Source organism: Luteibacter sahnii, from assembly GCF_034063545.1.
Taxonomy (GTDB): Bacteria; Pseudomonadota; Gammaproteobacteria; order Xanthomonadales; family Rhodanobacteraceae; genus Luteibacter; species Luteibacter sahnii.
Window position 1 is genome coordinate 363,510 of sequence record NZ_JAQLOK010000003.1, and the last position, 22,091, is coordinate 385,600.

At 68.3% G+C, this 22,091-nt stretch carries 20 protein-coding genes and 1 riboswitch; of the genes, 17 read left to right on the forward strand and 3 right to left on the reverse strand.

From position 1 onward, the window contains the following. Positions 1 to 8 precede the first annotated feature (8 nt). Positions 9 to 2,237 (forward strand): NADP-dependent isocitrate dehydrogenase, encoded by a 2,229-nt coding sequence (locus tag PI246_RS11885; protein WP_320551505.1) that lies wholly within the window; start codon positions 9 to 11, stop codon positions 2,235 to 2,237. 44 nt (positions 2,238 to 2,281) lie between these two features. Here the strand turns inward: PI246_RS11885 and PI246_RS11890 are convergent, their stop codons facing one another. The 3 genes from PI246_RS11890 to PI246_RS11900 form a co-directional block, all read right to left on the reverse strand. Next, positions 2,282 to 3,514: an SGNH/GDSL hydrolase family protein gene (locus tag PI246_RS11890; RefSeq protein ID WP_320551506.1), complete on the reverse strand. Its 1,233-nt coding sequence runs from the start codon at positions 3,512 to 3,514 to the stop codon at positions 2,282 to 2,284. Positions 3,515 to 3,681: 167 nt separating this feature from the next. Beyond that, positions 3,682 to 4,626, reverse strand: coding sequence for an aldo/keto reductase (locus PI246_RS11895; RefSeq protein WP_320551507.1), 945 nt, complete (start codon positions 4,624 to 4,626; stop codon positions 3,682 to 3,684). Between the two features lie 63 nt (positions 4,627 to 4,689). Beyond that, positions 4,690 to 4,878, reverse strand: a complete 189-nt coding sequence (locus PI246_RS11900) for a hypothetical protein (protein ID WP_320551508.1) — start codon at positions 4,876 to 4,878, stop codon at positions 4,690 to 4,692. Positions 4,879 to 4,993: 115 nt separating this feature from the next. Between PI246_RS11900 and PI246_RS11905 the strand changes: the two genes are divergently transcribed. The 16 genes from PI246_RS11905 (at position 4,994) to PI246_RS11980 (ending at position 21,928) form a co-directional block, all read left to right on the forward strand. Continuing rightward, positions 4,994 to 5,902 (forward strand): LysR substrate-binding domain-containing protein, encoded by a 909-nt coding sequence (locus tag PI246_RS11905; RefSeq protein ID WP_320551509.1) that lies wholly within the window; start codon positions 4,994 to 4,996, stop codon positions 5,900 to 5,902. Positions 5,903 to 6,195: 293 nt separating this feature from the next. Next, complete coding sequence (locus tag PI246_RS11910; protein WP_320551510.1) at positions 6,196 to 6,372, forward strand: hypothetical protein; 177 nt, start codon at positions 6,196 to 6,198, stop codon at positions 6,370 to 6,372. 155 nt (positions 6,373 to 6,527) lie between these two features. Next, entirely contained in the window at positions 6,528 to 9,152 is a 2,625-nt protein-coding gene (gene mgtA / locus PI246_RS11915; protein WP_320551511.1) for a magnesium-translocating P-type ATPase, read from the forward strand. Positions 9,153 to 9,250: 98 nt separating this feature from the next. Continuing rightward, on the forward strand, positions 9,251 to 9,739 hold the full coding sequence (locus PI246_RS11920; protein ID WP_320551512.1) for a hypothetical protein: 489 nt from the start codon (positions 9,251 to 9,253) through the stop codon (positions 9,737 to 9,739). Positions 9,740 to 9,951: 212 nt separating this feature from the next. Continuing rightward, positions 9,952 to 11,076 carry an acyltransferase family protein gene (locus PI246_RS11925; protein WP_320551513.1) on the forward strand — a complete coding sequence of 375 codons (1,125 nt, stop codon included), beginning with the start codon at positions 9,952 to 9,954 and terminating at the stop codon, positions 11,074 to 11,076. Next, a riboswitch (cobalamin riboswitch) is annotated at positions 11,040 to 11,273 on the forward strand. (Overlaps the previous gene by 37 nt.) Positions 11,274 to 11,388: 115 nt before the next feature. After that, entirely contained in the window at positions 11,389 to 13,263 is a 1,875-nt protein-coding gene (gene btuB / locus PI246_RS11930) for a TonB-dependent vitamin B12 receptor (protein ID WP_320551514.1), read from the forward strand. Between the two features lie 26 nt (positions 13,264 to 13,289). Further along, on the forward strand, positions 13,290 to 13,865 hold the full coding sequence (locus PI246_RS11935) for a hypothetical protein (protein WP_320551515.1): 576 nt from the start codon (positions 13,290 to 13,292) through the stop codon (positions 13,863 to 13,865). Positions 13,866 to 13,888: 23 nt separating this feature from the next. Further along, positions 13,889 to 14,491, forward strand: a complete 603-nt coding sequence (gene cobO / locus PI246_RS11940) for a cob(I)yrinic acid a,c-diamide adenosyltransferase (RefSeq protein ID WP_320551709.1) — start codon at positions 13,889 to 13,891, stop codon at positions 14,489 to 14,491. Beyond that, complete coding sequence (locus tag PI246_RS11945) at positions 14,488 to 15,777, forward strand: cobyrinate a,c-diamide synthase (RefSeq protein ID WP_320551516.1); 1,290 nt, start codon at positions 14,488 to 14,490, stop codon at positions 15,775 to 15,777. Before cobO ends, PI246_RS11945 begins: the two co-directional genes overlap by 4 nt. Beyond that, positions 15,774 to 16,697: an adenosylcobinamide-phosphate synthase CbiB gene (cbiB, locus tag PI246_RS11950; protein WP_320551517.1), complete on the forward strand. Its 924-nt coding sequence runs from the start codon at positions 15,774 to 15,776 to the stop codon at positions 16,695 to 16,697. The genes PI246_RS11945 and cbiB overlap by 4 nt, the downstream gene beginning before the upstream one ends. Further along, positions 16,690 to 17,658 (forward strand): threonine-phosphate decarboxylase CobD, encoded by a 969-nt coding sequence (gene cobD / locus PI246_RS11955; RefSeq protein WP_320551518.1) that lies wholly within the window; start codon positions 16,690 to 16,692, stop codon positions 17,656 to 17,658. The genes cbiB and cobD overlap by 8 nt, the downstream gene beginning before the upstream one ends. Next, on the forward strand, positions 17,655 to 19,118 hold the full coding sequence (locus PI246_RS11960) for a cobyric acid synthase (protein ID WP_320551519.1): 1,464 nt from the start codon (positions 17,655 to 17,657) through the stop codon (positions 19,116 to 19,118). Before cobD ends, PI246_RS11960 begins: the two co-directional genes overlap by 4 nt. Further along, the gene (gene cobU / locus PI246_RS11965; protein WP_320551520.1) at positions 19,115 to 19,636 is read left to right on the forward strand and encodes a bifunctional adenosylcobinamide kinase/adenosylcobinamide-phosphate guanylyltransferase; all 522 of its coding nucleotides are present in this window, start codon (positions 19,115 to 19,117) and stop codon (positions 19,634 to 19,636) included. The genes PI246_RS11960 and cobU overlap by 4 nt, the downstream gene beginning before the upstream one ends. Further along, positions 19,633 to 20,679, forward strand: coding sequence for a nicotinate-nucleotide--dimethylbenzimidazole phosphoribosyltransferase (cobT, locus tag PI246_RS11970; protein ID WP_320551521.1), 1,047 nt, complete (start codon positions 19,633 to 19,635; stop codon positions 20,677 to 20,679). The genes cobU and cobT overlap by 4 nt, the downstream gene beginning before the upstream one ends. Continuing rightward, the gene (locus tag PI246_RS11975; protein WP_320551522.1) at positions 20,676 to 21,215 is read left to right on the forward strand and encodes a histidine phosphatase family protein; all 540 of its coding nucleotides are present in this window, start codon (positions 20,676 to 20,678) and stop codon (positions 21,213 to 21,215) included. Before cobT ends, PI246_RS11975 begins: the two co-directional genes overlap by 4 nt. Then, the gene (locus PI246_RS11980; RefSeq protein ID WP_320551523.1) at positions 21,212 to 21,928 is read left to right on the forward strand and encodes an adenosylcobinamide-GDP ribazoletransferase; all 717 of its coding nucleotides are present in this window, start codon (positions 21,212 to 21,214) and stop codon (positions 21,926 to 21,928) included. The genes PI246_RS11975 and PI246_RS11980 overlap by 4 nt, the downstream gene beginning before the upstream one ends. The last annotated feature ends 163 nt before the right edge of the window (positions 21,929 to 22,091 follow it).

The window sequence follows — 22,091 nt, forward strand, 5'->3', positions numbered from 1 at the left end:
CGCCGCATATGTCCCAGTCGCCCAAGATCATCTACACGCTTACCGACGAAGCGCCGTTCCTCGCTACGGCGTCGTTCCTGCCGATCATCGAGGCGTTCGCGGGTGCGGCGGGCGTGGCGGTGGAGACGCGCGACATTTCGCTTGCCGGCCGCATTCTGGCCCAGTTCCCCGATCGCCTCACCGACGCCCAGCGCATCGGCGACCACCTCGCCGAACTGGGCGAGCTGGCGACGACGCCGGAAGCCAACATCATCAAGCTGCCCAACATCAGCGCCTCGGTGCCGCAGATGAAGGCCGCGATCCGTGAATTGCAGGCCCAGGGCTACGACCTGCCCGATTACGTCGACGCGCCAGCGACGGACGCCGAGAAGGAAAGCAACGCCCGCTATGGCAAGGCCATGGGCAGCGCGGTGAACCCGGTGCTGCGCGAAGGCAATTCGGATCGCCGCGCCCCGCTCTCGGTGAAGAACTACGCGCGCAAGCATCCGCATCGCATGGGCAAGTGGTCGAGCGATTCGAAGTCGCACGTCGCGCACATGGACGGCGGCGATTTCTACGGCAGCGAGGCCTCGGCCACGCTCGACAAGGCCGGCAGCCTGCGCATCGAGTTTACCGGCAAGGACGGCGCCGTGAAGGTGCTCAAGGACAAGGTGGCGGTGAAGGCGGGTGAGATCGTCGACGCCGCGGTGATGAGCCGCAAGAAGCTGGCGGCCTTTATCGGTGCGCAGATCGACGACGCCAAGGCCCGCGGCGTGCTGTTCTCGCTGCACCTTAAGGCGACCATGATGAAGGTCTCCGATCCGATCATGTTCGGTATCGTGGTGCGTGAGTTCTACAAGGACGTGCTGGCCAAGCACGCCGACACGCTCGCGCAGGTGGGCTTCGACGCGAACAACGGCATCGGCGACCTCTACGCCCGTCTCGACCGGCTCGATGCCGGCAAGCGCGCCGAGATCGAAGCCGACCTCAAGGCGGAGTACGCAAAGCGCCCCGCGTTGGCGATGGTCAATTCGGACAAGGGCATCACCAACCTGCACGTGCCCAGCGACGTGATCGTCGATGCGTCGATGCCGGCGATGATCCGCGACTCCGGCGGCATGTGGAATGCCGAAGGCAAGCTGCAGGATGCCAAGGCGATCATTCCCGACCGCTGCTACGCGGGCGTCTACCAGGCGGTGATCGAGGATTGCATCGCGCACGGCGCCTTCGACCCGGCGACGATGGGTAGCGTGCCCAACGTGGGCCTGATGGCGCAGAAGGCCGAGGAATACGGCTCCCACGACAAGACCTTCCAGGTGCCGGCCGACGGCACGGTCCGCGTGCTGGCCGATGACGGCTCCACGGTGTTCGAGCATGCGGTGGAAGCGGGTGACATCTGGCGTATGTGCCAGACCAAGGATGCGCCGATCCAGGATTGGGTGAAGCTGGCCGTGCAGCGCGCGCGCCTGTCGGATACGCCAGCGGTGTTCTGGCTCGATCGCGCGCGTGCGCACGACGCGCAGGTCATCGCGAAGGTCGAGCGCTACCTGAAAGATCACGATACCTCCGGCCTCGACCTGCGCATCCTGGCGCCGGTGGATGCCACGACTTTTTCGCTTGAGCGCATCCGCAAGGGCCAGGACACCATCTCGGTGACCGGCAATGTGCTGCGCGACTACCTGACCGACCTGTTCCCGATCATGGAACTGGGCACCTCGGCGAAGATGCTTTCCATCGTGCCGCTGATGGCCGGCGGTGGCCTGTTTGAGACGGGAGCCGGCGGTTCCGCACCCAAGCACGTGCAGCAGTTCGTCGAAGAGAACTACCTGCGTTGGGATTCGCTGGGCGAATTCCTCGCGCTGGCGGCGTCGCTCGAACACCTCGCCGAGCGTTACGACAACCGTCATGCCCGCGTCTTGGCGAAGACGCTCGACCAGGCGAATGGCCGCTTCCTCGACAGCAACAAGTCGCCGGCTCGCAAGGTGGGCGAGATCGACAACCGTGGCAGCCACTTCTACCTGGCGATGTACTGGGCCCAGGCGCTGGCCGCCCAGGACGACGACGCGGCGCTGAAGGCCACGTTCGCTCCGTTGGCGAAGACGCTGGCCGACAACGAGGCGACCATCGTCGGCGAACTCAACGGCGCGCAGGGGCACGCGGTGGAGATCAAGGGGTATTACCACCCCGACATGGCGCGGGTCAGCCAGGCGATGCGTCCCAGCCCCACGTTCAATGCGGCGATCGACGCGCTGCGCTGATCGCGCCACGCCGCTCCCGGCCTTCGCGGCCGGGAGTCACGGTTTCAGCGACCGGAAAGGGCCCAGCGTTCCGACACCGCCGCGAAGACGCGTTCGGCGATGAGGCGGTGTACCTTGGTCGTCGGGTGCACGCGGTCCCAGAAGACGTAACCGTCGGGGTCGCATCCGGGCGTCATCGATGGGCCGGTGAGGTAGTCGGTTTTCTTCTCGGTAGGCATGTTCAGACACGAATGCTCGGTGTCGTGGAAGCCGAACCGGTCGGGGCTTTCCAGCACCTCGGCGAACATGCCGGCCAGGTCGACGAGCTGGATGTCGGTGCCGTGCGTTTTGTTGACCCGCGCCGCCATCGCCGTGAGCACCTCGTTGTAGAGGCGGGTCTTGTCTCGGACGAGCGAGGCCTGCGCCGGGTCGTCGCGGAAGGCCGGCGTACGGCTGATGTCCGGTAGATTGAGCAGCACGATCTTCCGGGCCCCCAACATCGCGAGTTTCTCCAACGACGCTTCGAGACGGCGGGTCACGGCGAAGACGGCATCGATCTGGGGGCTGCGGTCGTTCATGAAGTCGTTGGCCCCCGCCAGCACCGTGAACACGGTGCGTGACGGATCGTAGCCGCGTGCGCGCGCCACGTATTTGCCGAAGGAGTCGACCTGCGCGTCCAGTCCCTTGATGAACACGTTGGAGTGTTTCGTCTCGGCGCCCCCGATGGCCCAGTTGGCCAAGGGCTTGTCGGTCATGTCGGCGAAGTACTCGGTCCATACCGGCCCATTGCTGAAGCGGCCGAGAAACCAGGCGTGCGGTGCGGGAAACGTCCACTGCAGGTCGTTGAAGATGTTGCCCGTATCGCTCAGGCTGTCGCCGAACGCGACGATCCGCTCCACCGTCGCACCGGGCGACAGCACGGTGTCATGCCATATCTGATGGTTATAGCTCAGAGACGATGCCGCGGCATTCCATTGGATGACGGGCTCGTCGATGCCTTTTTTCGCGAGCGTCCTCTCACAGGCTTCGCGCATTTCCCAGGGCTTCTGCTGCGTGTAGAACAGGTTGGACGTGGGGCTCGCGCTGAGATTGGCCCACGTGCCCAGCACCGTGAAGCCTTCGGCATTCACGTAGGACGTCGCGAGCGGGTTGGTCGGTTTGGGTGTGCGATACCAGCAGCGCAGGCTGGCCTTGGTCGGGAAGCTGCCGAGGTCGATCGGAACGGGCGGGAGTATCTGCGCTTGGGCGGTTGCACACGATACGGCCGCCAGGCAGGCGACAAGGACGAAAGGTTTCATGGTGACTCCATGTCATGGGGGCATCGGTCGGCGTCGTGCCGACCGGCGCCATCATGGCGATGCCGCCCTCGGCAGAATGTCGTCCCCGGCCGCTCCGGCCTGTAAATGATCCCCAGCGCTCGTGTAAGTGGGCGCCTGACCGATATCGGTCAGGCGCCCATCGTGGGTCAACGGCTGGCGTCGTCGAGCGCGGCTCGCTCGTCCTCGGCCAGTGTGAGCATCGCCGCGCGAGCGATGTCGTCCAGTTGCTCGACGGTGGTCGCGCTGGCGATCACCGCGGCGACTGCAGGGCGCGCCATCAGCCATGCGAGGGCGACCTGGGCCGGTGTCGCCGCGTGCCGCGACGCCATCTGATCCAGCGCGTCGAGCACCCGCGTGCCGCGCTCGCCCAGATAGGATTTCACCCGGGCGCCACGCACGCGGCTTTTGCCCAGGTCGGCTTCGTCGCGGTACTTGCCGCTGAGGAAGCCGCTGGCGAGCGAGTAATAGGTGATCACGCCGATGCCTTGCTCGACGCAAAGCGGCTGCAACGCCGCTTCGAAGCCCTGGCGATCCATGAGGTTGTATTCGGGCTGAAGCGATTCGTAGCGGGCGAGGTGCTTGTCCTGGCTGATACGCAGTGCGTCGGCGAGTCGCGTCGCCTCGTAGTTCGACGCGCCGATCACGCGTACCTTTCCGGCGGTGACGAGGTCGTCGAACGCGCGCAGGGTTTCTTCCAGCGGTACCCTGGGATCGTCCTCGTGGGCCTGGTAAAGGTCGATGCGGTCGGTCTGCAGGCGGCGCAGGGAATCCTCCACGGCTTCCTTGATGTTGGTCGGCGACAGCCCCGGATAGCGCGCCCATTTGCCGACCTTGGTGGCGATGAGCACCTGGTCGCGTTTGCCCGACCGCCTGAGCCACTGGCCGATGATGGTTTCGGATTCGCCGCCCTCGTTGCCGGGTACCCATGCCTCGTAGACGTCGGCGGTGTCGATCAGGTTGAAGCCGTGGTCGACGAAGGCATCGAGCAGGTCGAACGAGCGGGGCGCGTCGACGCTCCAGCCGAAGACGTTGCCACCGAAGGCGAGCGGGGCGACTTCAAGGCGCGAGCGGCCAAGGGGACGACGTTGCATGGGGGGTCTCCGTCAAGGCAAAGCCTGATGGTCGGTCGTCGCGGGTTGGCGGCGCGTGATGCGTCAGCCGCAGCCGGACGCGAAGGTCAGCGGCGGTTTGCGGGCTGGGCGCTTCTCCGGCGTCCCGCGGACGCGTGCCTTGCGGCCGCCGCCCTTGCCGACCGCCGGCTCGGCGCGCCCGAGGCGCAGCACCAGTTCGCGGTCGACCAGATGGCCGTGCATGAAGGCAAGGCCGGTGAAAATCGATGCCATGACACCCTCCCCGATATGGCCCATGGCCGCGTGACTCTCATCGGCCTAAAGGGTGCGCCTCCCGTGACAGCTGAAAAAGCGATATGTTTGCAACCTGGGCTTGAGGAGAATTCACATGTCTCGCCTCCCGCTGGGGCTTCTTCAGGGGTTCGTGCTGGTGGCGCGCACGGGCAAGCTGTCGCGTGCGGCCGACCAGCTGAACCTGACCGTCAGCGCGTTAAGTCACCAGGTGCGCAACCTGGAGGAACGGCTGGGGCGGACGCTGTTCGACCGCGGGCCGCGCGGGGTCACCCTGACCACCGATGGCGCCCAGTTGCTCGACGCCATCGGCCACCATTTCGAAGGCATCGAGCATGCCCTGAACCGCTATGCGTGCCGACACCACGACCTGGTGACCCTCAGCGTCCTGCCGTCGGTGGCCTCCAGCTGGCTGGTGCCCAGGTTGCCCCGTCTGGTCGGCAAGCATCCCGAACTGGAACTCAGCCTGCACTCGTCGGTGTCGGTGGTGGACTTCGACCGTGAACCGGCCATCGATTGTGCGTTTCGCTACGGGTTGGGCGCGTGGCCGCGTACCCGCGCGGAACGGCTCTTCGGCGAATACATTGTGCCGATCGCCAGCCCCTCGCTGGTGCGCCGCATGGGTGGCCTGCCGGATACCTCCCTGGCCGGTTGGCCGTTGCTGGGCGATCCCTCCGGGCGCTGGGCCGACTGGGCCGAGCAGTTCGACATGCCGTTGCCGTCGCGTTACGTGGCCCGTTTCGACAACACCGAACACCTGCAGCGCGCGGTGCTCGAAGGGCTCGGCGTGGCACTGGGCCGGCTCGTGATGGCCCGCTCGCTGATCGAATGCGGGGCGCTCACCGTGCTTTGCAAGGAGCGCATGCGCGTGGCCGAGGCCTATTACCTGGTCTCTCCCAAGCGCTCGACCTCGCACGCGGGGTTTGGCAAGGTCCGCGATTGGTTGTTGGCCGAAGCCGCGGACTACGAAGCCGGCATCACCGAAGGCCAGCCCCTGCCGGCCTGATCGCCGGGCGGGCGATCCGGCCCCGTTGTGGGCTTGACCGGCCCTTGCCGCGGCGCGACAATTCCACGGCTACCCGGAAGACGACATCCCCGGCGGCACCCTCCTTACCTTACCCAGGCATATGGACGTCTACCCTAGTCGACGCGCCGGCATCCGCACGCATCGGGTTCCGGCGCTGGCAAACACCATCGCCCGCGGCGACCGCTCCCGGTCGGCCGGCGCTTTCCTCCGCTAGGGAAAGTCCGGCTCTCCTCGACGGATGCCGTGAGCATCCGTTATACGAGGATTGAGCCATGAACCTTCAGCTCGACAAGAACGGTCCGCGCATGTTCGGCCGCCGTTTCGCTTTCGCCCTCGCACGCCGTCGCGCCGTCGCCCAGCCGGCCAAGCGCACCATCACCGTGCCGCGATCCCTTAACCTGGCTGAAAGCTCATCGAAACCGGTCGACGGCAAACTGCCGCAGCCATGAACAGCGACATAGACACGACGACGCGGCCCGCGCCGCGCGTCGTCACGTTTACCGGAACACCGTCCGTCGGCCCCGCGCCGGCGCGCCTGCCTTCAGTCCCTCGCTGAGGCCGGTTCGCGCCCGACCGGAGTCGTCGTCCGGAAAGGCAGCGAGCCATGAAAAAGCACCCCTCGCCGGCGGCCGTCGCCGCCAAGTCCTTCGCCAATGTCGCCGCCGACGCGTTTCGCCCCGCGGACGAACTCCTGCGCGCGCTCGAGGCCCGGCCGGACGGCCTTGACGAAGCCGCGATCGTCGAGCGGCTCGACCGCGACGGCATCAACGAGGTCGGGCACGAGAAGCCGCCGCACTGGTCGTTGCAACTCCTGCGTGCGTTCAAGAACCCTTTCATCATCGTGCTGCTGGTGCTGGCGGTGGTGCAACTGGTCACCGAACCGGATGACCTGACCGGCCCGATCATCATCGCGGTGATGGTCGGCATCAGCGTGCTGCTGTCGTTCACTCAGGAATACCGCTCGTCGAAGGCGGCCGAAAAGCTCAAGGCCATGGTGCGCAACACCGCGACGGTGACGCGCCGCGCCGAGGACGGCCACGCCGAGCGCATCGAAGTGCCGGTGGAAGAGCTCGTCGTGGGCGACATCGTGCACCTGGGCGCCGGCGACATGATCCCGGCCGACCTTCGCCTGCTGGCCGCGAAAGACCTCTTCATCAGCCAGGCGATCCTCACCGGCGAGTCGATCCCGGTGGAGAAATCCGTGCCGCACGGTCATTCGGGCGACGAGAGCGGCAGCCCGCTCGACCTGCCCACGATCTGTTACATGGGCACCAACGTCGTCTCCGGCACGGCCACCGCGGTGGTACTGGCGACCGGTGCGCGGACCTACCTCGGCTCGCTGGCGCGCACGCTCTCCGGCGAACGCGTGCAGACCAGCTTCGACCGCGGCATCTCGTCGGTCAGCTGGCTGTTGATCCGCTTCATGGCGGTGATGGTGCCGGTGGTGTTCCTGATCAACGGCTTCGACAAGCACGACTGGCTCGAGGCGTTCATGTTCAGCCTGTCGGTGGCCGTGGGCCTCACGCCCGAGATGCTGCCGCTGATCGTCACCGCCAACCTGGGCAAGGGCGCCATCGCCATGTCCAAGCGCAAGGTGGTGGTCAAACGCCTGAACGCGATCCAGAACTTCGGCGCGATGGACGTGCTCTGCACCGACAAGACGGGCACGCTCACGCTCGACAAGATCGTGCTCGAGCGCCACGTGGACCTCGCCGGCGAAGACTCGGACGAAGCCCTGGAGTGGGGCTATCTCAACAGCCGTTTCCAGACCGGCCTGCGCAACCTGATGGACAAGGCGGTGCTCACCCACCGCGATCTCGAGCCGGTCGCGAGCCGCTTCCGCATCGTCGACGAGATCCCGTTCGACTTCCAGCGCCGGCGCATGTCGGTGGTGGTGACCGATGGCCGCGACGAGCAGTTGCTGGTGTGCAAGGGTGCGGTCGAAGAGATGCTCGCGATCTGCACCGAAGCCCGCACCGGCGACGTCGTGGAGCCGATGACGGACGAAAAGCGGCGTGAGATCCGCGCGATGACCAGCCGCCTCAACGAAGACGGCCTGCGCGTTCTCGTGGTGGCCGTGCGCCGCGACCCCATCGCCGACCGTGCCTATGGCGTGGCCGATGAGTCGGGCCTGACGGCGGTGGGTTGCCTGGCGTTCCTCGATCCGCCGAAGGATTCCGCCGCTACCGCGATCCGCGCGCTCAACCACCACGGGGTGGCGGTGAAGGTGATCACCGGCGACAACGAGGCGGTGACGCGCAAGATCTGCACCGAGGTGGGGCTGGACGTGCTGGGCACGGTGCAGGGGCGCGACATCGAAAAGCTCGACGACGAGGCGCTCGATGCCATGGTGGAGCACACCACCGTCTTCGCGAAGATGTCTCCCGTGCAGAAGGCGCGCGTGGTCAAGGCCCTGCAACGGCGTGGTCATACCGTGGGCTTCCTCGGCGACGGCATCAACGATGCGCCGGCGCTGCGCGACGCCGACGTGGGCATCTCGGTCGATACCGCCACCGACATCGCCAAGGAGTCGGCCGACATCATCCTGCTTGAAAAAAACCTGATGGTGCTGGAGGAGGGCGTGGTCGAGGGCCGCGTCACCTTCGGCAACATCATGAAGTACATCAAGATGACGGCCAGTTCTAACTTCGGCAACGTGTTCAGCGTGCTCGTGGCCAGTGCCTTCCTGCCGTTCGTGCCCATGCTGCCGTTGCAGATCCTGGTGCAGAACCTGCTCTACGACCTCTCACAGCTGTCGATTCCGTTCGATCGCATGGACGAGGAGTACCTGCGCAGGCCGCGCAAGTGGGATGCCGGGGACATCGGTCGCTTCATGGTCTGGATCGGCCCGGTCAGCTCGGTGTTCGACATCACCACCTTCTGGTTGATGTGGCATGTGTTCGGTGCGAACGATGCCGCACACCAGTCGCTGTTCCAGTCAGGCTGGTTCATCGAAGGCCTGCTGTCGCAGACGCTCGTGGTGCACATGATCCGCACGCGGCGCATTCCGTTCCTGCGCAGCGTGGCGTCGGCACCGGTGCTGGCGCTGACCGGCACGATCATGGTGGTGGGCATGTTGATCCCGTTCTCGTCGCTTGGTGCGCACATCGGGATGCAGCCGTTGCCGGGCATCTACTTCGCCTGGCTGGCGGTCACGCTGGTCTCGTACTGCGTGCTGACGCAGTTGGTGAAGACGATCTACATCCGCCGTTACGGACACTGGCTTTAACGCAGGCCGGCGACTACACGCGCGGACAGGCGCGGCGGGACAGACCCGCCGCGCCCGTACCGCTGAAATACCGGCTCCCTTCACCACGGAGCCACCCGATGATCCGAACCACCCTCGCCGCCGTCCTGTTCGTTCTCCCCGCCGCGGCGTTCGCCCAGTCCACCACGCCGCCGCCGGCCCCGGCTCGCTACGTCGACCTGGTCGACTGGCCTGCCTCCGAAAACAGTTTCCAGCGCTTCTACGACGCCGAGGCCGCGCTCGGTCGCGCGTTCGACAAGGTCTGTGGCGACACCTTCTGCGAGGGGGACTATGGCAACCTGCGTCCGATGCAGTTGCGTTGCTCGGTCGACGCCACCAAGGGCACCGTCAAGCAGTGCCTGTGGACCTTCGCCGGCAGCTACGCGGGCGTCAATCCGAAGTCCGGTGCCGTGCAGGTGAACGCCCGTCTCTATAAGTGCCGGCTGCCCCTGGCCAAGGACACCCCGGCGGAGCAGTTCTTCCAGCTGATCGAGGGCGAAAACCCGCTCGAAGCCAAGCTCCCGATGTCGCGGGCCTCGATCTACGACGGCCTGGCCACCTGCCTCTGATCCATCGCAACGCTTCAACGCCGTGAACGCACGGCCCGCCGCATTACCCGGTGCGACGGGCCGTACTTTTTTCCACAATGGCCTCTCAAGCGATCGGCCCCGTTGCGGCTTGCCCGTGAATGGCCCGAATCGCTCCATGCCGCCGGCCGGTGCGACGCCTATCGTTCGTGTCGCCGCAGGCACTGTCGTATCGCACGGGGAAAACACGACCGATGAGCCGCCAACCCGGACTGGATACCCTGCGCGCCATCGCAATCGTCTGGGTGATGCTGTTCCATAGCTACCTGCTCGGCGGCCTGGGCGACGGCTTCGGCCTGCTCGAAACGTCAGGCTGGATGGGTGTCGACCTGTTCTTCGTGCTAAGCGGTTACCTCATCGGCCGCCAGGTGCTGGCGTCGGTCGCCGCAAACGGCACGGTCGACCTGGCCGAATTCTATCGGCGGCGCGCCTTTCGCATCCTGCCCGCGTTCGCCGTGGTGCTGGTCTTGTACCTGTGCTGGCCTGCCTGGCGCGAAACGCCCTTGATGCAGCCGTGGTGGCAGTTTCCGACCTTCACCTTCAACCTGCTGTTCGACGCACCGGAGCGTTCGGCGTTTTCGCATGTGTGGTCGTTGTGCGTGGAGGAACACTTCTACCTGGTGTTTCCGTTCCTCGCCCTGGCCCTGGCCAGGCGGCCGTCGTTGCTCCGGGGGCTGGCCGTTCTGGGGCTGGTCGTGGTCGGTGGCGTGATCCTGCGCGCGTGGCTATGGCAGACGCAGGTCGCCCATGCCGACCCGGAGGGGCCATCCTACCTGCGCTACCTCTACTACCCCACTTACGCGCGATTGGACGGCCTGGTCGCCGGTGTCTCGCTCGCGGCCTGCGCGGTGTACCGACCCGCGTGGATGGCTGGCTTGCACGCGCGGCAGGGCCGTCTGCTGACGCTCGCCGGTGTGCTGCTCATCCTTTCCCTGGCCGTGTTCACGGGGCGGCGCACGGCGTTCTGGTCTTGCGTGCTCGGATACCCGTTGCTGGCGACCGCCATGGCCGCCTTCGTCGCCGCATGCAGCGCGACACGCGGCCCGGTCGCCGTTCGCCTGCCGGGGGTGGGCTGGCTCGCCCGCGCGTCCTACAGTCTCTACCTGAGTCACAAGGGGGCGTTTGCTCTGACCGCGGCCGCCCTTGGCGACCACCTGGCGGCGCATCGTTTCCTCCGTTTTGCCGTGTTCGCCGCCACCACGCTGGCCTGCGGCGCCCTGCTGCACTACACGGTCGAGCGCCCCTGCCTGCGCTGGCGCGACCGGCACGCGCGTGGTTCGGCTACACTGCCCGGGCCCAAGGTGATCGCCGACGTCTGACGACGGCGATTGAAACGGGAATCCGGTGACGCGCGGGCGCTCTCGCGCCGCGCCATTCCGGAGCTGCCCCCGCAACGGTAAGCGAGTGAACGACCGGCTCTACGCCACTGTGCCCCTGGCATGGGAAGGCGCCGGTCCGATGGGACGCACGTCCCATGCCCGCAAGCCCGGAGACCGGCCTCGAGGCGACACCGGACTGGCGGAGGGCCTGTCGAGGGTGGCCGTCCATCGTCGGCGCTCCCCGTCTCCCTGCGTCCGTCCCACGCATCCATGCCGCGCGGGTTGGCGCGGCTCGTAGGGAGTGACACCACGATGTTCCGTTCGTCCCGCCTCGCGCTCGCCGTCGCGACGGCTTTCGTCTTGCCTGCCCTTGCCCAGGCCGACGAGGTGTCCACCGACCTCGACCAGGTCGTCGTCACCGCCTCGCGCACCGAACAGGCCGCCTCGCAGGTGCTGGCCGCGTCCACCGTCATCGATCGCGCCGACATCGAGCGCTTGCAGCCCAGCTCCCTCGCGGAGTTGCTGCGCGGCGTGCCGGGCGTGTCCATCGCCAACAACGGCGGACCGGGCAAGTCGACCTCCGTGTTCATGCGCGGCACCGACGCGGACCACGTGCTGGTGCTGGTGGACGGCGTGCGGATCGGGTCGGTCACCTCCGGCACCGCCGCGTTCCAGGATATTCCGGTCGACCAGATCGAACGGATCGAAATCGTAAGGGGTCCGTACTCGAGCCTTTACGGCTCCGAAGCCCTGGGCGGTGTCATCCAGATCTTCACCCGCCGGCCGCAGGGCGCCTTCGTGCCCAGCTTTTCGCTGGGCGTCGGCAGCTGGTCCACCCTGCGTGGGTCGGCGGGCTTCGCCGGCAGCGGCAAGCAGGGCTGGTACGCGGTGGAAGCCACGCACGACCAGACCGACGGCATCAATGCGTGCCGGGGCAAGCCCAGCCCGGGCGGCGGCGGGTGCTACACCTACGAACCGGACCGCGACGGTTATCGGAACAACGCGCTCTCGCTCAAGGGGGGCTGGCGCTTCGACGAGCAGTGGGACGCCGACGCGAGCGCCATGCGCAGCGAAGGCCGCAATCACTACGACGGTACCAGCAGTAACTTCGCCGCGTCCGCCACGCAGGCTGTCGGCGGCCGCGTCCGCTACCGCCCGTCGGGCGACGCGCTGGTCACGCTCAACGTCGGTCGCAGCGCCGATCTCTCCACCGACGACGAAAACAGCGTCTACGCCGATACGTTCAACACGCATCGCGACCTCGCCTCGCTGCAGGCCGACCTGGGTCACGTCGGCGGTGCCTATGGCCTGACCACCGTCGGATTCGACTGGCAGCGCGATCGCGTGGTGGGCAGCACCGATTACGCCGTCGACGCGCGCCGCAATCATGCGTTGTTCGCGCAGTGGCAGCAGGTGTTCGGCGCCAGCTCGGTGCAGGGGAGCCTGCGCCGCGATGAAAACAGCCAGTTCGGCGGCAAGACCACCGGCAGCCTCCTCTACGGCTACGCGCTCACCGATGCGCTGAAAGTCACCGCCAGCTACGGCACCGCGTTCAAGGCGCCCACTTTCAACGATCTCTACTACCCCGACTACGGCAACCCCGATCTTCAGCCGGAAACCTCGCGCAACTGGGAGATGGGCCTGAAGGGCACGCCGGGCTGGGGTCATTGGTCGGTCAACGCGTTCCAGAACCGCATCGACCACCTGATCGTGTTCGACGCGGGCCTGACCGGCCCGCTGTTCCCGTTCGGCGGTGCCAACAACATTGATCGCTCGCGTATCCGTGGCGTGGAACTGGCCGCTGACACGACGCTCGCCGATTGGACCGTCGCCGGCAATGCCACGTGGCTGCAACCGGAGAACGACAGCGGCGACGCCGGCCAGGGCAACCTGTTGCCGCGCCGTGCGCGGCGCACGGCCAACCTCGACGTCGATCGCCGCTTCGGTGCCTTCAGCGTCGGCGCAAGCGTGTTCGCCTCGGGCTACCGCTACGACGATGCGGCCAACCTGCATCGCCTGGGTGGCTACGCGTTGACCGACCTGCGCCTGGCCTATGCCTTCGACGCGTTCTGGAACGTCGAACTGGCGGCGAAGAACATCTTCGATCGTCACTACGAGACCGCCCGTTACTTCAACCAGCCCGGCCGCCACTGGATGCTCACGCTGCGCTACCAGCCCCGTTCGTAACCGCACCCCACCCGGAGCCCGTCACGATGAAGCCGCTTTCCCGTCCGCTATCCGTTGCCCTCGCCGCGTCGTTCGCCCTCGTGATGATCGGTACCCGTTTCCATCACTTCGGCGACTGGCTTCACCTGCCGGACGCGTCGATGGCCCTGTTCTTCCTCGGCGGCCTCTACCTGCGCAGGCACATGGCCTTCGTCGGCTTTGTCGTCCTGGCGGTGCTGGTGGACTGGTACTCGGTGAGCTACGCGGGCGTGAGCGCGTTCTGCATCACGCTGGCGTATTCGTTCCTGCCGCTGGCCTACGCCGTGCTGTGGTACGCGGGGCGTGCTATCGCGCCACGGTTCGATGGCTCGCTGCGGTCGCACGTGATCGTGTTCGCCACCTTGTTGGCGAGCGCATCGTTGTCTTACGTCGTATCGGGTGGGTCGTTCTACTTCCTCGGTGGCCGTTACGCGGAACCCAACCTCGCCGACTACGGCGTGCGGCTGATGACCTGGGGACCGCGGTTCGTGCGGACCACGGCATGCTACGTGGCCGTAGCGCAGGTCGCGCACGCGGTGATCGCACGCGTGTTCCGCGTGCGCGACGATGCGGCGCACGCATGAGCGAGGGCCCCGACTGGCGCGACATGGATGACGCCGCGCGGTACCGCGATCGCATGCGTCGCAAGAAGGAGCTTGTCGACCGGCGCATCGCACGCGCGACCATCGACCGTGGCGTACTGGTGGTCAACACCGGCAACGGCAAGGGCAAGAGTTCGTCGGGCTTCGGCATGCTCGCGCGCTCGCTCGGCCACGGGTTCCATTGCGGCGTGGTGCAGTTCATCAAGGGCAGCTTCTCCACGGGCGAGGAAGCGTTCTTCCGGCGCTTCGACGGGGATGGCGTGGATTACCACGTGATGGGCGAGGGCTTTACATGGGAAACCCAGGACAGGGACCGCGACATCGCCGCCGCCATGGCCGCGTGGGACATCGCCGAACAGATGCTGGGCGATGCGTCGTATGACTTCGTGCTCCTGGACGAACTCAACATCGCGCTTACCAAGGCGTACGTGCCGCTGGAGCGGGTGCTTGCCGCCCTGGCCGTCCGCCCCGGGCGCCAGCACGTCGTGATCACCGGGCGCGGCGCGCCCGACGCACTCGTGGCCGTCGCGGACACCGTCACGGAGATGCGCGTGGTGAAGCACGCGTTCCAGGCGGGCATTCGCGCCCAGCACGGTATCGAACTGTGACGCGCGCCTGTCCCGCGCTGCTGGTCGCCGCGCCCGCGTCGGGGCAGGGCAAGACCAGCATCACGGCGGGCCTCGCCCGTGCCCATGCGCGCGCGGGGCGGCGCGTGCGCGTCTTCAAGACCGGTCCGGACTTTCTCGATCCCATGATCCTCGAGCGGGCGAGCGGAGCGCCCGTATACCAGCTCGACGCCTGGATGGGCGGCGAGGAGGATGTCCAGCGTCGCCTGCACGACGCGGCGGGCGACGCCGACCTCATTCTCGTCGAGGGCGTGATGGGCTTGTTCGACGGTGTGCCGTCGAGCGCCGATCTCGCCGCGCGGCTCGGCCTGCCGGTGCTGGCCGTGCTCGACGGCTCGGCCATGGCGCAGACGTTCGGCGCGATGGTGCACGGCCTGGCGACCTACCGGAACGACCTCACGCTCGCGGGCGTCATCGCCAATCGCGTGGGCAGTGCCTACCACGCGAGCCTGCTGCGCGAGAGCCTTCGCGAGGGCGTCGCGTGGTATGGCCACGTGCCCCGCGACGAGCGGATGCGGCTCCCCGAGCGTCACCTCGGTCTCGTCGCGGCGGCGGAACTGGCCGATCTCGACGCCCGCCTGGAAGCACTTTCCGACGCGCTGCTCGCCGAAGGCTACCTGCCGCTACCGGCACCGGTCGCGTTTTCCGCACCGCCGTGCCCGAGGGTGGGGGCGCGGCTCGACGGACGACGCATCGCCATCGCGCGCGATGCCGCCTTCGCGTTCCTCTATCCCGCCAACCTCGACGTGCTCCGCGATGCCGGCGCGGAACTTCTCTTTTTCTCGCCCCTGGCGGGCGATGCCTTGCCGGCATGCGATGCCGTGTGGCTCCCCGGTGGGTATCCGGAGCTCCATCTGGACGCGCTCGCGGCGCGCATCGACCTGCGCGCGGCATTGCACGCGCACGTCGCGGCGGGACACCCCTTGCTCGCCGAATGCGGTGGCTTGCTCTACGCGCTGGATCGCCTGACCGATCGTGACGGCCACGGCGCCGCGATGGCGGGCCTGTTGCCGGGCGATGCGACGTTGCAGCCACGGCTCGCCGCCTTGGGTCTGCAGGCGGTCGACTTGCCCGAAGGTACGCTGCGCGGGCATTCGTTCCATTACGCCCAGGCCACGGTCGATGCGCCGCCGCTCGCCCACGCAAGCAACCCGAACGGTGGGCCGACGGCCGAAGCCGTCTATCGCCACCGCCGGCTGACCGCGAGCTTCGTGCATTTCTATTTCCCGTCGAATCCCGACGCGGCGGCGCGCCTGTTCCTGCCATGAGCGTCGCGCTGGCGATGGTGGCGGCGGTGTGGCTCGATGCCTGGCTCGGCGAAGCGCGTCGTTACCATCCGCTGGTCGGCTTCGGGCGCCTGGCCTCATGGATGGAGCGGCGGCTCAACCCAGCGGCGTCGTACGGCGGCGCGACGTACGCCGGCATGGCGGCCTGGGGCATGCTGGTGCTTATCCCGTCGGCGGCGACGTTCGGGGTGCGTCAGTCCGTGCCCCTGGCGTGGGCATGGGGGCTGGATGTCGTCGTCCTCTATGTCGCCCTGGGCCGTCGCAGCCTCGCCGACCATGCGAGGCCGATCGCCACGGCGCTCGACGCGGGCGACCTGTCCGCGGCACGTGAGGCGGTGGGACGCATGGTCAGTCGTGACACCGATGCGCTCGACGCGACGCAGGTCGCCGGCGCCGCCACCGAATCGGTGCTGGAGAACGGCCACGATGCCGTGTTTGGTGCCTTGTTCTGGTTCGCCCTGTTCGGCGCCCCGGGCGCCATGCTCTTTCGACTGGCCAACACGCTCGATGCGATGTGGGGCTACCGAACGCCGCGCTACCTGCGCTTCGGCTGGGCCGCGGCCCGGGCCGATGACGTACTTGGATTTCTTCCCGCCCGACTCACCGCGCTGTCGTATGCGTTCGCCGGACGCTTCGCTGGCGCCATGCGTTGCTGGCGCACGCAGGCGCGCCGGTGGAAAAGCCCCAACGCGGGACCGGTGATGGCGGCCGGGGCCGGTGCGCTCGGCGTGGCCCTGGGCGGCCCCGCGCCTTACCACGGACGCTGGGAAGCCCGGCCCGCCCTGGGCGACGGCCCACCGGCGGATGCCGGGTCCGTTCGCGGGGCATTGCGTCTGGTCGATCGTGGCGTCGCGTTCTGGCTCGGCGTGATGCTGCTCTGGGGCGTAGCGACGCATGCTTGAGCACGGCGGACGACTCACGCGCGCGGTAGCGCGGTATGGCATCCCCCGCGAGCACTGGCTCGATCTGTCCACGGGCATCAGTCCACACGCGTGGCCGATACCGCCGATCGCCGCCGACGCCTGGCACCGGCTGCCCGAGGACGATGACGGCCTGCTCGATGCGGCGCGCGCGTATTACGGCGTGACCTCGCTGATCGCCGTGGCGGGCTCGCAGGCCGCGATCCAGGCCCTGCCCTGGCTGCGGTGGCCCTGCCGCGTCGGCATCGTCGCCCCGGGTTACGCCGAGCATGCGCACGCCTGGCGCGCTGCGGGGCACGAGGTCACCACGCTGCCGATGGCGGCGTTGCTGGACCAGGTCGACGCGTTCGACGCGGTGGTGCTGATCTCGCCCAACAACCCCACCGGCGAACGGGCACCGCTCGCCCTCGTCGAGCGCCTTGCCGGCCCCGACCGCTGGCTGGTGGTCGACGAGGCGTTCGCCGATACGCAGGAGAGGTCGTTTCTTCGCGTGCCGGCCCGGGAGGGCCTGATCGTGCTGCGTTCGGTGGGCAAGTTCTTCGGTCTGGCCGGCGCGCGGGTGGGGTTCGTCGCCGCGTGGCCCGCGCTGCTGACGTCCCTGGCCGAGCGGCTGGGGCCGTGGGCGCTCGCCGGTCCCAGCCGCTCGGTGGTCGCCCAGGCCCTGCGTGATCGGGACTGGCAGGCCCGCATGCGTCCCCGGCTGCGCGCCGAGGCGGCTGCGCTGGCCTCGCTGCTCGCCGAGGCGGGATGGCCGCCCACCGGTGGCACCGATCTGTTCCAGTACGTCAGGCACGCCGACGCGGCGCGCCTGCACGAGGCGCTCGCGCGGCGTGGCATTCTCGTGCGCCTGTTCGACGACCCGCCGGCCCTGCGCTTCGGCTTGCCTCCGGACCGCGCTGATTCGGCCCGCCTGGCGGTCGCCCTGCGCGAGGTGCTCGCATGACCGCGCGCGTGGTGATGGTGCAGGGCTGCACGTCCGATGCGGGCAAGAGCACGCTCGTCGCCGCCCTGTGTCGGTGGGTGCGCCGCCGCGGTATCACGGTGGCGCCGTTCAAGCCGCAGAACATGGCGCTCAATTCCGCCGTGACCGTCGACGGCGGCGAGATCGGCCGCGCACAGGCGGTGCAGGCGCAGGCGGCCGGCGTCGCGCCGCATACCGATTTCAATCCCGTGCTGCTCAAGCCCAACAGCGATACCGGGGCGCAGGTGATCGTGCATGGCCATCCGGTGGGCAACATGGATGCCGTGGGTTACCACGCATACAAGCGGGTCGCGATGGATGCGGTGCTCGCGTCGCATGCGCGACTGGTCCACGCCTACGACGTGGTGGTGGTCGAGGGTGCGGGCAGCCCGGCCGAGATCAACCTGCGCGATCGCGATATCGCCAACATGGGCTACGCCGAGGCGGTCGACTGCCCGGTGATCCTCGTGGCCGACATCGATCGGGGCGGTGTCTTCGCCCATCTGGTGGGCACGCTCGCCGTGCTCGCGCCGAGCGAGCGCGATCGCATCGCGGGCTTCGTCATCAACCGCTTTCGCGGCGACATCGCGCTGCTGGAACCCGGGCTCGACTGGCTACGACGGGAGACGGGCAAGCCCGTGCTTGGCGTGCTGCCTTACCTGCATGGCCTCATGCTGGAGGCCGAGGACGCGATCCCCCGCGAGGTCATGCCGACGGCGCAGGCGCGCGTGCGCGTGGTCGTACCCGTGCTGCCGCGGATCAGCAACCACACCGACGTGGACGCATTGCGCGCGCATCCCGACGTCGACCTGCGTTTCGTCGGCCCCGGCGACGCGCCGCCGCCGTGCGATCTCATCGTGCTGCCGGGATCGAAGTCCACCCGCGCCGACCTGGCGTGGTTGCGAGCCGAGGGGTGGGAGACGGCGATCCGGCGCCACCTGCGTTATGGCGGCCGGGTGATCGGTATCTGCGGCGGGTTTCAGATGCTGGGTCACGCCGTGCACGATCCCGACGGCGTCGAGGGCGAGGCAGGCAGCACGCCGGGCCTGGGTCTGCTCGATATCGATACCGTGCTCACCCCGCGCAAGCAACTGCATCGCGTCGAGGGACACCTGTTGCCCGACGGCGTCGCGGTGACGGGTTACGAGATTCATTGCGGTATCAGCGCGGGCGCGGGCCTGGCACGACCGTTGGTGCAGCTCGATGGCGGGCGCGTGGATGGCGCGCGCTCCGACGACGGCCAGGTCGCCGGCACCTACCTGCATGGCGTGTTCGACCATCCCGACGCGCTGGACGCGCTCCTGCGCTTCGCGGGCGTGACCGCGCCGGCGACGCTCGACATCCACGCCTTGCGCGACGCCTCCATCGATCGCCTCGCCGATACGGTCGAGGCGCACATGGATACCGACGCCCTTCTTTCGCTTTTCGGACTGTCGCTATGAAGACCCTGATCCTCGGCGGTGCCCGGTCGGGCAAGAGCCTGCTCGCCGAACGTCTCGCCATGGCATCCCGCCTCGCGGTGCACTACGTCGCGACGGCGCAGGCGCTCGACGCGGAGATGGCCGAGCGCATCGCCCACCATCGCGCGCGCCGGCCCGCCGCGTGGGTCGACGCCGAGGCGCCCGTGCACCTGGCCCGGACGCTGCGGGAGCACGCGGCGCCGGATCGCTGCGTGCTCGTGGATTGCCTCACGCTGTGGCTTTCCAACGTGCTCGGCGTCGACGACGGCGTCCATTTCGTTCATGAGCGCGACGCGCTCGTGGACACGCTGCCCGCATTACCCGGCGACATCGTGTTCGTGAGCAACGAGGTCGGCCTCGGGATCGTGCCGATGGGGGCGCTTACCCGTCGTTACGTCGACGAGGCGGGCCGCCTGCACCAGGCGCTTGCCGCGGCGTGCGATCGCGTGATCTTCGTCGCCGCCGGCCTTCCCCTCGCCCTGAAAGGATCCCTGCCATGACCCACTGGATGACGGCCCCCTGTATCGAGCCCGATGCGGCGGTCGCCGCGATGGCGGCGCAACGCCAGGCGTCGTTGACCAAGCCGCCCGGATCGCTCGGCCGGCTCGAGGCCCTGGCCATCACGCTGGCGTCGCTGCAACGGCGCGATCGCCCGTGTGTCGACCAGGTGCACATCGCCGTGTTCGCCGCCGACCACGGCCTGGCCGAGGAGGGTGTCTCTGCGTTTCCGCAAGCCGTCACCGGCGAGATGCTGCGCAACTTCGCCACCGGCGGCGCGGCCATCGCGGTGCTCGCGCGTGAGCTTGGGGCCACGCTGGAGGTGATCCACCTGGGCACGGTGAACGACCCCGGCGAGATCGCCGGCGTGCGCCGGGCGATCGTCGCGCAGTCGTCCGCGAACAGCCGGCACGCCGATGCCATGAGCGGGGTGCAGCTGGAGGCAGCTTGCGCGGCGGGGCGGGATGCCGTCGATCGCGCGCTCGCCGAAGGCGCCGACCTGTTCATCGGCGGTGACATGGGCATCGGCAACACGGCCGTGGCCAGCGCGCTCGCCTGCGCGCTGCTCGGCGAGGTGCCCGAGGCGCTCACGGGCGCGGGCACGGGGCTCGACGCCGCTGGCATCGCGCGCAAGGCCGCGGTGATCGGCGACGTGCTGCGTTTCCATGATGGCCACCTCTCGTCGCCGCGCGAAGCGTTGCGCCGTGTCGGTGGGTTCGAGATCGCGGCCCTGACCGGTGCGTTCATCGCGGCGGCGCAGCGCGGGCTACCCGTGCTCGTCGACGGCTTCATCGCCAGCGTCGCGGCGCTGGCCGCCGTTGCCATGCAGCCGACGACACGTCCCTGGCTGATCTTCGCCCACCGTTCGCACGAACGCGGGCACCGGGCTGTCCTGGCGGCTCTGCGTGCCGAGCCGCTGCTCGATCTCCAGCTCCGCCTGGGTGAGGCCAGCGGGGCGGCCGTCGCCGTACCGCTGCTGCGCATGGCGTGTGCGCTGCATCGATCGATGGCGACCTTCGACGAAGCGGGCGTGTCCCGGGTATGAGCATCGACCTGCTTCGTCATGGTGATACCGGCCAGCGCAGTTACCGCGGCCAGCTCGACGATCCACTGACGCCGTTGGGCTGGATGCAACTGAGCCAGGCCGTGGTCGGGGGCGAGTGGGACGGCCTGGTGTCATCGCCCCTCGCGCGCTGCGCGCGTTTCGCCGAAAAGCTCGCCGCCGAGCGCTGCCTGCCGTTGCGCATCGATGCGCGACTGGCCGAATACCATTTCGGCGACTGGCAGGGCGTGCCCATCGAGACACTGGCCGACGCGGACGGCGACGCACTGGGCCGGTTCTGGGCCGACCCCGTCGCGCATCCGCCGCCCGGTGCGGAACCCTTCGCGGCCTTCCGCGCGCGTCTTTCGGCGGCCATGGACGACATCGCCGCCCACGCCGGCGACCGTCGCGTGCTCGTGGTGACGCATGGCGGAGCGATCCGCTTGCTGCGATGCGTCGCGGAGCGGCGCGACTTCGGCGACATGGCGGGTATCGACGTGCCGCACGCCTCGGTGCATCCGATCGCCTGGGGCGAATGATGCGCGGGCTGGCGATCGCGTTCGCGTTCCTGACGCGGCTGCCCACGCCGAAGGTGGCGTGGGATGCGCGGGGACAGGCGGCCTCATTGAAGTGGTATCCCGCCGTGGGTCTCATGCTCGGCCTACTTCTGGCGCTGCTCGCGTTCGTGCTGTACCGGCTCCCCTCGTTGCCCGTCGCGGTCGTCGTATTCACCGCCTGGGTGCTGCTGACCGGCGCGCTGCACCTGGATGGTCTGGCCGATAGCGCCGACGCGTGGGTGGGCGGCCTGGGCGATCGCACGCGCACGCTGGCGATCATGAAAGACCCGCGCTGCGGACCGGCCGGCGTGATGGCGCTGGTCACGCTCGCGTTGCTCAAGGTATCGATGCTGACCGCGTTGCCGTCGCCATGGTGGCTGCTGTTGCCGCCGTTGCTGGCGCGAGGCGCACTGGTCGGGCTGGTACTCACCACGCCTTACGTCCGCGAGGGCGGCCTGGGCGACGGCTTGCGCGGCGCATCGGCGACAACATGCCGCGTGGCGATCGTGCTGACGATGCTGGGCGCGCTGTGCTTTGGCATGACGGGCGCGCTGTCGCTGTTGATCGCCGTCATCGTCGCAGGTGCGTGGCGCGTGGCCTGCATGCGTCGTCTCGGCGGCTTTACCGGCGACACGGCAGGAGCGATGGTGGAAATGATCGAAGCCGCCGTGCTGTTCGGGTGCCTGCTGCGATGAGGACTCGGCAGGGCATGCCGTCGCGGTTTTTACGGCAGGACCCCAGGCCTTTCCGGATCCCGTCGCACCGATGAGCGAGCCCCCTTGTGGTGTAGCGCTCTCACGACGACCGACCGCATCGCGGTGGGTCCCGGCCTGCGCCGGGACGAGGGGGTGAGATGGT

What these genes read in the sequence shown, in the direction of transcription:
- PI246_RS11885 (WP_320551505.1), top strand. Translation starts at nt 9, where the DNA reads ATGTCCCAGTCGCCCAAGATCATCTACACGCTTACCGACGAAGCGCCG.
- PI246_RS11890 (WP_320551506.1), bottom strand. Translation starts at nt 3,514, where the DNA reads ATGAAACCTTTCGTCCTTGTCGCCTGCCTGGCGGCCGTATCGTGTGCA.
- PI246_RS11895 (WP_320551507.1), bottom strand. Translation starts at nt 4,626, where the DNA reads ATGCAACGTCGTCCCCTTGGCCGCTCGCGCCTTGAAGTCGCCCCGCTC.
- PI246_RS11900 (WP_320551508.1), bottom strand. Translation starts at nt 4,878, where the DNA reads ATGGCATCGATTTTCACCGGCCTTGCCTTCATGCACGGCCATCTGGTC.
- PI246_RS11905 (WP_320551509.1), top strand. Translation starts at nt 4,994, where the DNA reads ATGTCTCGCCTCCCGCTGGGGCTTCTTCAGGGGTTCGTGCTGGTGGCG.
- PI246_RS11910 (WP_320551510.1), top strand. Translation starts at nt 6,196, where the DNA reads ATGAACCTTCAGCTCGACAAGAACGGTCCGCGCATGTTCGGCCGCCGT.
- mgtA (WP_320551511.1), top strand. Translation starts at nt 6,528, where the DNA reads ATGAAAAAGCACCCCTCGCCGGCGGCCGTCGCCGCCAAGTCCTTCGCC.
- PI246_RS11920 (WP_320551512.1), top strand. Translation starts at nt 9,251, where the DNA reads ATGATCCGAACCACCCTCGCCGCCGTCCTGTTCGTTCTCCCCGCCGCG.
- PI246_RS11925 (WP_320551513.1), top strand. Translation starts at nt 9,952, where the DNA reads ATGAGCCGCCAACCCGGACTGGATACCCTGCGCGCCATCGCAATCGTC.
- btuB (WP_320551514.1), top strand. Translation starts at nt 11,389, where the DNA reads ATGTTCCGTTCGTCCCGCCTCGCGCTCGCCGTCGCGACGGCTTTCGTC.
- PI246_RS11935 (WP_320551515.1), top strand. Translation starts at nt 13,290, where the DNA reads ATGAAGCCGCTTTCCCGTCCGCTATCCGTTGCCCTCGCCGCGTCGTTC.
- cobO (WP_320551709.1), top strand. Translation starts at nt 13,889, where the DNA reads ATGGATGACGCCGCGCGGTACCGCGATCGCATGCGTCGCAAGAAGGAG.
- cbiB (WP_320551517.1), top strand. Translation starts at nt 15,774, where the DNA reads ATGAGCGTCGCGCTGGCGATGGTGGCGGCGGTGTGGCTCGATGCCTGG.
- cobD (WP_320551518.1), top strand. Translation starts at nt 16,690, where the DNA reads ATGCTTGAGCACGGCGGACGACTCACGCGCGCGGTAGCGCGGTATGGC.
- PI246_RS11960 (WP_320551519.1), top strand. Translation starts at nt 17,655, where the DNA reads ATGACCGCGCGCGTGGTGATGGTGCAGGGCTGCACGTCCGATGCGGGC.
- cobU (WP_320551520.1), top strand. Translation starts at nt 19,115, where the DNA reads ATGAAGACCCTGATCCTCGGCGGTGCCCGGTCGGGCAAGAGCCTGCTC.
- cobT (WP_320551521.1), top strand. Translation starts at nt 19,633, where the DNA reads ATGACCCACTGGATGACGGCCCCCTGTATCGAGCCCGATGCGGCGGTC.
- PI246_RS11975 (WP_320551522.1), top strand. Translation starts at nt 20,676, where the DNA reads ATGAGCATCGACCTGCTTCGTCATGGTGATACCGGCCAGCGCAGTTAC.
- PI246_RS11980 (WP_320551523.1), top strand. Translation starts at nt 21,212, where the DNA reads ATGATGCGCGGGCTGGCGATCGCGTTCGCGTTCCTGACGCGGCTGCCC.